The organism is Mangrovibacterium sp. (assembly GCF_059905295.1).
Map to the genome: position 1 here is coordinate 26,339 of NZ_JBZQJF010000279.1, position 11,772 is coordinate 38,110.

Genomic DNA, 11,772 nt, shown 5'->3' on the forward strand with positions numbered 1-11,772 from the left:
TTGTTGTGTTTGTTTTAACGTTAGGTAATTTTTAATCTCACTTGCTCTCTTGGCTTAGGTCAGCCGAATTCCGTCGTCATTGATCGTAATGAGTCGTTGCTTGTAAAGCGAGCCAATGGCCTTTTTGAAGTTTTTCTTACTGATACCAAACATTCTTGAGATCTCGTCTGGTGAAGTTTTATCATTGGCTGGTAGAAAGTTACCCGCTTCTTTTAATTTGTCGAGCACGCCTTGGGCAATGTCGTCGATTTTTTCGTATCCCGGCTTTTGCAATACAAGGTCAATTTTCTCGTCGGGGCGAATATTCTTGATGTAGCCTTTTAGCTGATCGCCTTGCTTTAGAGGTTGAAAAACTTCATTCTTGAAGATCAGTCCCCAGTGGCTGTTATCGATAATGGCTTTATATCCAAGGTCTGTTTTGCCGGCAATAATCAGGTCAACTTCTTCACCCACTTCATAGTCAACAGGTAGGTTATCTACAAACTTATCCAACTTAGAGGAGCCAACGATCCGTTGTGTTTCGTGGTCCAGGTACACAAAAACAAGGTAGTTGCGGCCTTCTTCCATCGGGAATTGCTGCTCGCGAAAGGGTACCAGCAGGTCTTTTTGCAAGCCCCAGTCCATAAAGGCTCCAATGGGCGTTGTGGAGACAACACGCAACATGGCAAATTCGCCAACCATCGCTTTAGGGGTTTCATTGGTTGCTACCAGGCGATCTTCCGAGTCAAGGTATATAAACACATCAACTTCGTCGCCGGGCTGACAATCTTCGGGAACATACCGCTTCGGTAATAAAATCTCACCTTGCGGCCCACCATCGAGGTAAACACCAAAGTCAACAGTTTTAACAACTTCCAGTTTGTTGATTAAGCCAATCTCTGCCATAAATTTGTTTTTGTATGTGCGCAAAGGTAGTGCTTTCGAACGAGATTACCCGACCTTTATTTCTTCAAGAATAGGGCGAACAATCGACCAATGAAAAGTAAATTGAATATCAGCTTTTTATTTCAAAGGGTGTGTCGGAACAATAAATCAATTATTTTTGTTTGAAACAGGAGTAATCCGGTAAGTTAATGAATGATGTAGGGGAATGATATGCCGGATAATATTAGTACAGATTATTTATGAAAGAAATGGAAAGAAGCAGTGGGGTTTTAATGCATTTAAGCTCGCTGCCCAATAAATATGGAATTGGCACTTTGGGTAAAGATGCCTATGCATTTGTCGATTTTTTGGCTGAAACCAACCAGCGGTTGTGGCAAATTTTACCGATTGGTCCTACAGGCTATGGTAATTCGCCTTACCAGTCGTATTCTGTGTTTGCAGGGAATTTGCTTTTTATCAGCTTGGAACAGTTGGTTGAGGAAGGACTTTTGCAGGAAGAGCAGCTACAGCAGCTGCCCGAAATGTCGGCACAAACGGTTGATTATGACTTGGTGGTCAACGAAAAATCGGCTTTGTTGCGTGATGCCTACGAGAGTTTTCAACTAAATTTTGATGACTGGAAGGAAGATTACTACACTTTCCTGGGGGAACATTCGTGGTGGTTGACAGACTATGCTTTGTTTCGGGCTCTGAAAAATTCCGATGAAGAATTATGCTGGAACGAGTGGGCAGATGAATTGAAAAAGCGTGATCCGCATGCGATTGATATGGCTTTGCTGGAGGAAGACATTGAGGTGAATTATCATCGGTTTGTTCAGTTTATTTTCTTCCGTCAGTGGTTTCAATTGAAGAATTACGCCAATTCCAAAGGGATTCTCATTTTTGGAGACCTACCGCTGTATGTGTCACTGGACAGTTCTGATGTCTGGGGTAATCAGGATATCTTTCAGCTAGATAAGAACGGAGAAATGACCCATGTTGGGGGTGTGCCGCCCGACTATTTCAGTGAAACCGGCCAGTATTGGGGTTGTCCTGTTTTTAATTGGGAGCGACTGGCCGAGCGCGAGTACGATTGGTGGGCTGCCCGCATTCACTATAACTTACGCATGTACGACCTGGTACGTATTGATCACTTCCGTGGATTGGAATCGTTTTGGTCGATCCCTGCCAGCGAAGAAACAGCGATCAATGGTGAGTGGGTGCCGGCCAAAGGTTTTGAGATGTTGAGCTTACTGAAGTCGCAGTTAGGTTACCTGCCGGTTATTGCCGAGGATTTGGGCATTATAACCCCTGAGGTTGAAGCTTTGCGCGATGCTTTTCAATTGCCCGGCATGAAAGTGCTTCAGTTTGCATTTTCCGGTGACGAATCGGATGTTAATTTGCCGCATAATTACGGTACAAACTTCGCTGTGTACACCGGAACACATGATAATGATACAACCTTGGGTTGGTTGAAAGAGGCAACTAAAGAAGAACGCCACAACCTAAAAAAATACTACAAAGGAAGCTGGAGTACAATGCATCACAACCTGGTGGAAAGTGCCTGGGCATCGGTTGCAAAGATTGCGATTGTTCCGATGCAGGATTTGCTGGAGCTTGATGGTAAACACCGGATGAATACGCCCGGAACAGTCGAAAATAACTGGGAATGGCGCATGGAATGGAAGATGCTTAAGAAAACACAGCGGGAATTTCTGGCCGATTTAACGAAGAAGTATAACCGTGTGGTAAAAATCCAATAGCGTGCTGTTCTAAAAGCGGGTAGTAACCAGCGAATAATATCCGTGACTAGATAAAACTTACGAGTGCATCCATAAACAGTTTGGGTTGTTCGGCATGAAGCCAGTGGCCCGCATTGGGGATAGTGGTGATTTGTGCTTCGGGATAAATTTCTTTGACCATTTTCACATCTTCTTCGGTGAGGTAATTTGATTTAGCTCCGCGAATAAATAGCACCGGGTAACCCATTATTGGAATACGATCTTCGAGCCAGCGGTAATTCATGCCACTGATTACCTCGTCGAGCGAATCGTAAAGCACTTCTACATTCACGCGACATTTGAACAGCTTAGTTTCCTTATCCAGGTAAATACTTTTCAGGAGGAATAGGACTAAATCCTGACTGCCCAGTTTCAATAAAAGGAACTCGGCAATTTCATCTCGCGAATGGTAATCTGAGCAGGTGTTTTTAAGTTCGATCAGAGTTTCCAATATTAACTGGTGCTGGTAGTACTGGCTGTTTTCACCGAGTTCCAGGTAATCTTTGGGAGCAATGTCAGCCACGATCAACTTTTCAATCTTTTCGGGATATTCGGCCGCAAAATACATGGCTGTCTTTCCACCCATACTGTGACCAATCACAATTGCTTTGTCAATATTTTGCTGCTCAAAAAACTCCGCCAAATCTTCCTTCATCGTTTCATAAGTGTGCTCGTCGGCATTGGGGGATCGACCGTGGTTGCGCTGATCGATCAGGTAAACATGATGATGCTTCCCCAGCTTTTTTCCTACCGTTAACCAATTGTCTGACGATCCGTAAAGACCATGGACAATGACAATGTTCTTTCCCTGCGAGCCTTCTTCTCTGAAAAATAATTCCATTGGGTTGTTTGTTTCTTCGTATAAAAAATGAAAGCGTAGCCACCGATGATTGCTTATTCACCGATTGATACGCTTGCACTGCTTGTTGCAAAAAGTTCCGGTGCTTTTACCAAACCTGAACCTTAAAACGCTTGAGAGGATTTAAGGTTTAAGACATTCCAGATATTCCCGAATAGTTTGGTGAAGTCCCATGTAAAGGGCATCGGCAATTAAGGCATGTCCAATGGAAACTTCGTCGATATAAGGAATCATATCAACCAAATATTTCAGGTTCTTCAGATTCAAATCGTGTCCTGCATTGATGCCCAGCCCCAGAGCTTTAGCCATTTTTGCTGCTTCAATAAAAGGTGCGACTGCTTTTTCGGCGTCCTGCATGTATTGGCTGGCATACGGTTCGGTATACAGTTCAACACGATCGGCACCAACATGTTGAGCACCCTCGACCATTCTTGGATCCGGATCAACAAAAACAGAGGTACGGATACCGGCAGCTTTTAACTGTTTGATCACCGATTTCAGAAAATCAGCATCTTTAATGGTGTTCCATCCATGATCCGATGTTAACTGTCCGGGCTTGTCCGGTACTAAGGTTGCCTGATCTGCCTTCACATCGATCACTAATTTCACGAAATCTTCACTTGGATATCCTTCGATGTTTAATTCGGTGTAAATGTGAGGCTTAATGTCGTACACGTCTTGTCGGCGAATATGTCTTTCATCCGGTCTTGGATGAATTGTAATCCCCTCAGCACCAAATTTCTGACAGTTAATGGTGGCATCAACAACACTGGGTACAGAACCACCTCTGGAATTTCTCAGTGTCGCTATTTTGTTTATATTTACACTTAGTCTGGTCATAATAATTAAATGAATGTCCAAATTTACAATTTAATTATTTGAACCTAAAAATTAAGATTGAAAGAATTGTTAGCTATTAATCTCATATCGGACGTTATTCCGTCGTTGCGCCTGACTGACAATGGTCAAAAGGCATTGAACTGGATGGAGATTTTCCGTATTTCGCATTTGCCGATTGTGGATAATCATCGCTATGTCGGTTTAATCTCCGACAGGACGATCTATGATTTGAACCTGAACGAGGTTGCGATGGCTGATTGCAGCGATAATTTGATGCAACCGCACGTACATCAGAATCAGCACATTTACGAGGTGGTTTCAATCGTTTCGGAAATGAAGCTTTCATTGGTTCCGGTTCTCGACGATGATCATCAGTATATCGGCGTGGTTACTGCAACTGATTTAGCTCACCAGTTTGCCGATTTGGTAGCTGTGAAGGAACCTGGCGGTGTGATTGTACTTGAGTTGAATCCGGTTGATTATTCCCTTTCGGAAATAGCGCGAATTGTGGAAGGTAACGATGCTAAGATCTTAAGTTTTTATGTGTCGAAAGCCGAGAATGCAAACCAGTTGTTGGTTACCTTAAAGGTGAATCAAATGGATTTGTCGGGGATTATTCAGACCTTTATTCGCTTTGATTATAAGATTCGTTCTGTGTTTATGGATGAAAGTATCCTGAAACATATGTATGACGATCGGTTTGAATTGTTAATGAAATACATGAATATTTAGCCCACCAAATCATGATGAGCGTTGCTGTTTTTGGACTTAGTATTGATTCTTCTTTTATACCTGATCTCAGCCGGCTCTTTTTGCTGCTGCATGAGCGGGAAATTGAAATCTATATTTATAAACCATTTTACGATTCTATCAAAGACCGTTGTCCGTCTCACCCCCAAATTGCCGGTTTTTTCACTTTTGGCTACGAATTACCCGAGTCAGTGAAATTCCTCTTTAGTATTGGTGGCGACGGAACCTTATTGAAGTCGATGCTGACCTTGAAAAATAAGTCCATTCCGGTTATTGGCTTTAATACGGGGAGATTAGGCTTTTTATCTGCCATTTCTCGGGAAGATATGGCTGAAGCTGTTCAGATGCTTTTGACGGAGCAGTACGACGTTGAAGAACGCTCCGTATTGCAATTTGTTGAGGGAACTGAATTGTTTGGCGACTTTAATTATGCCTTGAATGAGATCACTGTCACCAAAATGGACAGTTCGTCGATGATTAGTATCCATACCTATTTGGATGATGAGTATCTGACAACTTATTGGGCTGATGGCTTAATTATTAGTACCCCTACCGGGTCTACAGCTTATTCTTTGAGCGTTGGTGGTCCCATTTTACCCCCCAATTCGAAGAGTTTTGTGATTACGCCGATTGCACCACACAACCTCACCATGCGTCCGATTGTGGTTCCCGATGATTGTCGGATTGTTCTAAGTGTAGAAGGCCGTGGTCAGCAATTCTTGTGTTCGCTTGATTCCCGCTCACAAGCCATTAATTTTCCAGGCACCGTAGAGATAAGTAAAGCCAATTTTCAGGTTAAAACACTGAAGCTCCCCGGGTATGGTTTCTTTAGTACTTTGCGCAATAAATTGATGTGGGGAACCGACCGCCGAAATTAATTTTCCGACTTAACAATTTTTAACCTCAATTTGGGTTTTATAGTATGCGGCAGGCATGATGTTTTGAGAATTATATTACTTTTGTAGCCTTTGGAAGGTGTTATGTTCAGATGTAATTATTGATGCTTGAAACACTTGCAATGCTGTCTTTTTTCAACCCTTTCATCAAAAAGATTGTAAATGAAAAGATTGCTTTTAATTGCGTTAAGTGTGGTTTTTATACAATTTGTACAAGCTCAACAACAATCAGCTGACATAGGCCTTTGGGGAGGCTTAGGTACGTATTCTGGTGATATGACCTATGTCAAAACAACGAGTTCTTTAGGTCCTGCAGCAGGAGTGTTTTTGCGGTATAATTTTAATCCGCGCTATTCTGTTCGGGGTACCGTCATGTTGGAACGAATGAAAGCTACAGGGGAATACGAAACCTCGCCATGGGAATTCAATAAAACAGTAACGGATGTTTCTGCGATGTTTGAATTCAACTTTTTTAAATACATCATCGGAAGCAGTAAGTATTCAATTACGACTTACCTGATTGGTGGATTAGGCGTGAGTTTGTATCCCTATAAATTTAATGCAGATTCATTAAATGCAGTTGGTGCTTATGTTGATCCTGCGGGGGATAACAAAAATGTTACTGCCTTGAATATGCCGTTTGGATTTGGTTTTAAATTTAATATCGGTGAAAGATGGAGCGTTGGACTGGAAAGCCAGTTCCGGAAATATTTCGACGATCGAATGGATAACCTGGATGATCCGAAAGCTTTTATTAACCCGACAACTAATGTTTTGACAGAATACCGAAGTACTCTCCATAATAATGATTGGACCTATCATCTAGGTGTGCATGTTTGCTACCGGTTTTACCAGGGAGGCAAAAAATGCCCGGCCTATGATAATATAAATTAGAATGACGCTAAAAGATAAACTTGATACAACTAAAATTCCGGAACACGTCGCCATCATTATGGATGGAAATGGAAGATGGGCTGCCTTACATGGAAATGAGCGGGTTTTCGGACACGAAAATGGAGTTGAATCGGTACGGTCAGTTGTTGAAGGTGCCGCTGAAATAGGTATTAAGTATCTTACCCTTTATGCTTTTTCAACAGAAAACTGGTCGCGGCCAAAGGCTGAAGTCGATGCATTAATGGGGCTTTTGGTTCATGCCATTAATAATGAAACCGAAGACCTCAAAAAGCAAAATGTGAAACTGACCATGATTGGAGATATTGAAAGTCTCCCGGCTGAGGTTCAGGAGAAACTCAACTGGTCGATCAAAGAATTGAAGGACAGTACCGGCTTGACTCTCGTATTAGCTTTGAGCTATAGTTCGAAGTGGGAAATTACAGAGGCAATCCGTCAAATAGCCACTGATGTTAAAGAAGAGAAATTACAACCTCAAGAGATAAACAAGGAACTAATTGATAAATATTTAGCCACAAATGGAATTCCGGATCCAGAGTTGCTTATTCGTACCAGTGGGGAAACTCGAATAAGTAACTTTTTGTTATGGCAAATTGCCTATACTGAGTTTTATTTTACTCCGGTATTATGGCCCGACTTCACCAAGGAAAACTTGTTTGAAGCCGTTTACGACTTTCAGAACAGAGAACGTCGTTTTGGAAAAACCAGTCAACAAATTGTGAGCTAAACAACAGTCAGGAAATGCACAAAATCAGAATTTTCTTCGTATTCTTTATGATGAGCTTGGGTGCCTTTGCTCAGGAAGAAGGAACAAACTTTTCAATTTATTATTCAAGTCCAAAAAAATACACGATAGCCGATATTGAAGTTGTCGGAATTCGTTATTTGGATACGAATGTTTTAATTCAAGTCTCCGGACTTAGCGTCGGAGAAGAAATTACAGTTCCCGGCGAGGATATATCAAATGCCATCAAGAAACTTTGGGGAAACCAAATGTTTTCGGATGTTAAAATTGAAGCGACCAAAGTCATTGGTGATAAAATCTGGTTGCAGATTCAATTGCAGGAAAGACCACGTTTGTCCGGTGTCAACTTTTTCGGTGTATCTAAATCTGAACGTGATGATATTACTGAGAAGGTTTTATTATTAAAAGGAAGTCAGGTTACCGATAACCAATTGATTAATGCCGAACGTATTATTACCGGCATTTTTCATGAAAAGGGATACCTGAATACAGAGGTTAACATTGTTCAGCGCGACGATACCACCCAGGTGAACAGTGTGATTCTGGATATTAAGGTTGACAAGAAAGAAAAGGTTAAGGTGGATCAGATTGTTTTTCACGGAGTTGAACACTTGAGTGAAGGGCTATTACGCAAAGCCATGAAGAAAACCAATGAACGTGGCATAAGGAACTTCTTTCGTACTAAGAAGTTCTTAGAAGACAAATATAAGGAAGATAAGGCGTTCATTATTGATAAATACAATGAGAAGGGTTATCGCGATGCGACAATTGTAGCCGATACGGTTACTTCCTTACCCAACAGTCGTGTTAAGATTGATATTTATATGGACGAAGGAGATAAGTACTATTTCGGTGATGTACGCTGGATGGGAAATACGGTCTATCCTTCTGATTATTTGAGTGCTGTCCTGGGGGTTAAGAAGGGTGATGTATTTGATCAAAAGACATTAAATAAACGTTTGAATGAAGATGAGGACGCGGTAAGCAACCTTTATTTGGATAATGGTTACCTGTTCTTCAACCTTGACCCGGTAGAATCAAGTATTAAAGGTGATACCATTAATTACGAGATGCGGATTTATGAAGGAACGCAAGCTACAATTAATAAAGTAATTATTACAGGTAATACAAAGACACACGAACACGTTGCTCGTCGCGAATTGCGTACTTATCCTGGTGATCTTTTCAGTAAGGCGTTGATTATTCGTTCAGTTCGTGAACTTTCACAATTAGGACATTTTGATCCGGAAGCAATTAACCCGGTTCCAATTCCTCATCCGGAAGATGGAACAGTGGATATTAAATATGAGCTACAGGAAAAAGCCAACGACCAGATTGAGTTGTCAGGTGGTTGGGGTGCTCGTATGTTTGTCGGTACAGTTGGTTTGAAATTCTCAAACTTCTCAGTTCGTAACATTTTTAATAAAGAAGCTTGGCGTCCGTTGCCTACCGGTGATGGTCAGACTTTAGCCATTCGTGCACAAACCAGTGGTAAATTCTATAATTCATACAGCTTGTCATTTGTTGAGCCATGGTTAGGTGGTAAAAAACCAAACTCATTCTCAATTTCTTTGTCTCGTTCTCGTGTGAACTATTCAGCCAACAACTATTATAATAGTAGTTACAGTCCTTACGGTAGTGGTTATTACAATTACAGTTACGGATACAATTCACCGTACGGATATAGTTCATATGGAACCAGTTACCAAACATCTTCAAGCGATCAGGTTCAGGTGACTTCCTCAGTATCACTTGGATATGGTTACCGATTGAAATGGCCGGATGACTATTTCCAAATGTATCACGAGGTAGCCTTCCAGCATTACAACCTGAAGAATATGGCGAACTACTACTACTTCCTTAGTGATGGTAATACTGATGGTAGTGGGCAGTTTAATAACTTTAGTTTCAAAACAACATTTTCACGAAACTCAATAGACCAACCATTATATCCAAGGAGCGGTTCTGAATTTTCACTCTCCTTACAATTCACTCCACCATTCTCTTTGTTGAATGGAGTTGATTACAGTCGGACTGACCTGACTAGTGAAGAACGATACAAGTGGATTGAATATCACAAGTGGAAATTCAAGGGCGGATGGTATGTTCCTTTGTCTAAAAACAGGAATTTGGTTTTGCGCACGAATGTAGAGTACGGATTCCTCGGCTATTATGATAAGAATAGGCGATCACCCTTCGAACGATTCAGGGTTGGTGGGTCCGGTATGTCGGGGTATAATTTCTATGGAGCAGATATTGTTGCGTTGCGTGGTTACCAGGATTACAGTTTGAGTCCGACCACGGGATCAAATATTTACGACAAAGTTACTTTGGAATTACGTTATCCGGTAACACTGAAACCTTCGGCGACAATTTATGTACTTGGATTTATGGAAGGTGGTAATGCCTGGATGAACTTTGAAGATTATAACCCCTTCGATTTGAAACGATCAGCCGGTGTTGGTGTGCGGATCTTCCTGCCTATGTTTGGTTTGATGGGTATTGACTGGGGCTATGGTTTCGATGATATTAACGGGGATTCATCAGTCTCCGGCAGTCAGTTCCACTTTGTTATCGGACAGCAGTTCTGATAATAAGCGGTTTGGCTTGGATTTTGTCTTTATTGGTTTTCAGTAGGAACAATTAAATGAAAGACACATGAAAAAGATTGTATTTATTGTTGCATTCTTGCTTGTTGCCGGTGCAACCTGGGCACAGAAATATGCTTTTGTTGATACAGATTATATTCTGGAAAATATACCAGCTTATACTGCTGCTCAACAACAATTGGATCAGATTTCGAGCCAATATCAGAAAGAGTTGGAGGACATGCACGCTGAATTGGAGAAGATGTACAGCGATTACGAGACAGAAGCAGTCTTATTGTCCGATGATATGAAGCGGAAACGTGAAGATGTAATTATCACCAAAGAGAAAGAATATAAGTCCTTACAGCGTCAGTATTTCGGACCGGAAGGAGAGCTTTATAAAAAACGTGAAGGATTGGTGAAACCCATTCAGGATGATATCTTTAACGCCGTTCAGGAAATTGCTAATGAAGGCAGTTATGCGGTGATTTTCGATAAGGCCGGAGGGATGTCTATGTTGTACACTAACCCTAAGTTTGACCTGAGTGATCAGGTCCTGCAAAAGCTTGGTTATAAGAATTAATCTTCTATATTTGTTCATCAAAATTAAAATCAATAGGAAAATATGAAAAGTGTTGTCAAAATTTGTTTGGTAGCAATCATGCTGTTTTCAGCAGGGCTTGTTAAAGCACAAACATTAAAGTTTGCGCATATCGATTCGCAAGCCTTGATTCAAGCGATGCCTGAAACTGCAACTGCTCAAAAAACGTTGGAAACCCAAGCTAAAGGATTAGAAGATCAGTTAGCCAGTATGCAAAAAGAATTTCAAGATAAACTAGCAGAATACACGCAAAAAGCTGATTCATTAACTGACATCGTACGTCAAGCTAAAGAAGAAGATTTACAAAACCTGCAACAACGTATTCAAACGTTTAACCAAAGTGCACAACAAAAATTGCAACAAAAGCAAGCTGAGTTGATGCAGCCGATTTATAAGAAAGCAAACGAAACTATTGAAGCTGTTGCTAAAGAGCAAGGTGTAATTTACGTTTTCGATTCAAATGCTGTTCTATACAAATCAAATGCAAGTATCGATTTATTGCCTTTGGTTAAAGCGAAATTAGGAATCTAATCATACGCTATAAAAGTTTCAAAAGCCATCTGTTTCAGGTGGCTTTTTTTATTTTTGTTGAAAAGCTATTTTATGTCTGCAGAATATCATCCTATTGGCGTTTTTGACTCTGGTTACGGTGGTTTAACCGTGCTGAAGGAATTTGCGAATCAACTTCCGGCATACGACTTTCTGTATCTTGGTGATAATGCCCGAACACCGTATGGTACCCGCTCTTTCGATGTTGTTTATGAATATACCCTCGAAGCTGTTAAGGAATTGTTTTCAAGGGGATGCCAGTTGGTTATTTTAGCCTGCAATACGGCCTCAGCCAAAGCACTTCGCTCTATTCAGCAGAGAAATCTTCCGGAATTAGCCCCAAATAAGCGCGTTTTGGGTGTAATCCGCCCAAGCGTAGAATATGCC

The 11,772-nt window shown here is 41.2% G+C and carries 12 protein-coding genes; 9 read left to right on the top strand and 3 right to left on the bottom strand.

Annotated features, from left to right (window positions below; all coding sequences use genetic code 11):
• Positions 1-54: 54 nt before the first annotated feature.
• The gene (locus AC37HE_RS14350) at positions 55-885 is read right to left on the bottom strand and encodes a CvfB family protein (RefSeq protein WP_500783540.1); all 831 of its coding nucleotides are present in this window, start codon (positions 883-885) and stop codon (positions 55-57) included.
• Positions 886-1,124: 239 nt separating this feature from the next.
• On the opposite strand from AC37HE_RS14350, the gene malQ reads away from it, so the two are divergent.
• On the top strand, positions 1,125-2,627 hold the full coding sequence (malQ, locus tag AC37HE_RS14355; RefSeq protein WP_500783541.1) for a 4-alpha-glucanotransferase: 1,503 nt from the start codon (positions 1,125-1,127) through the stop codon (positions 2,625-2,627).
• A 46-nt stretch (positions 2,628-2,673) separates the two neighbouring features.
• On the opposite strand, the gene AC37HE_RS14360 is transcribed toward malQ, so the two are convergent.
• Both AC37HE_RS14360 and AC37HE_RS14365 read right to left on the bottom strand, forming a co-directional pair.
• Positions 2,674-3,486: an alpha/beta fold hydrolase gene (locus tag AC37HE_RS14360; RefSeq protein ID WP_500783542.1), complete on the bottom strand. Its 813-nt coding sequence runs from the start codon at positions 3,484-3,486 to the stop codon at positions 2,674-2,676.
• A 141-nt stretch (positions 3,487-3,627) separates the two neighbouring features.
• A complete protein-coding gene (locus AC37HE_RS14365; protein WP_500783543.1) occupies positions 3,628-4,344 on the bottom strand; it encodes a pyridoxine 5'-phosphate synthase in 717 nt (238 codons plus the stop codon).
• 57 nt (positions 4,345-4,401) lie between these two features.
• Here AC37HE_RS14365 and AC37HE_RS14370 point away from each other — a divergent pair, with 57 nt between their 5' ends.
• The 8 genes from AC37HE_RS14370 to AC37HE_RS14405 all read left to right on the top strand — a co-directional run.
• The gene (locus tag AC37HE_RS14370) at positions 4,402-5,076 is read left to right on the top strand and encodes a CBS domain-containing protein (RefSeq protein WP_500783544.1); all 675 of its coding nucleotides are present in this window, start codon (positions 4,402-4,404) and stop codon (positions 5,074-5,076) included.
• 11 nt (positions 5,077-5,087) lie between these two features.
• A complete protein-coding gene (locus AC37HE_RS14375) occupies positions 5,088-5,972 on the top strand; it encodes an NAD kinase (protein WP_500783545.1) in 885 nt (294 codons plus the stop codon).
• A 180-nt stretch (positions 5,973-6,152) separates the two neighbouring features.
• Positions 6,153-6,884, top strand: a complete 732-nt coding sequence (porG, locus tag AC37HE_RS14380) for a type IX secretion system protein PorG (protein ID WP_500783546.1) — start codon at positions 6,153-6,155, stop codon at positions 6,882-6,884.
• Between the two features lies 1 nt (position 6,885).
• Positions 6,886-7,629, top strand: a complete 744-nt coding sequence (gene uppS / locus AC37HE_RS14385; protein WP_500783547.1) for an undecaprenyl pyrophosphate synthase — start codon at positions 6,886-6,888, stop codon at positions 7,627-7,629.
• 14 nt (positions 7,630-7,643) lie between these two features.
• Positions 7,644-10,238 carry an outer membrane protein assembly factor BamA gene (gene bamA / locus AC37HE_RS14390; RefSeq protein ID WP_500783548.1) on the top strand — a complete coding sequence of 865 codons (2,595 nt, stop codon included), beginning with the start codon at positions 7,644-7,646 and terminating at the stop codon, positions 10,236-10,238.
• A 67-nt stretch (positions 10,239-10,305) separates the two neighbouring features.
• Positions 10,306-10,818, top strand: coding sequence for an OmpH/Skp family outer membrane protein (locus AC37HE_RS14395; protein WP_500783549.1), 513 nt, complete (start codon positions 10,306-10,308; stop codon positions 10,816-10,818).
• Positions 10,819-10,860: 42 nt separating this feature from the next.
• A complete protein-coding gene (locus AC37HE_RS14400) occupies positions 10,861-11,367 on the top strand; it encodes an OmpH/Skp family outer membrane protein (RefSeq protein WP_500783550.1) in 507 nt (168 codons plus the stop codon).
• Between the two features lie 72 nt (positions 11,368-11,439).
• Positions 11,440-11,772, top strand: a 333-nt coding sequence (locus AC37HE_RS14405; protein WP_500783551.1) for a glutamate racemase, incomplete at its 3' end; no start/stop codon positions are given.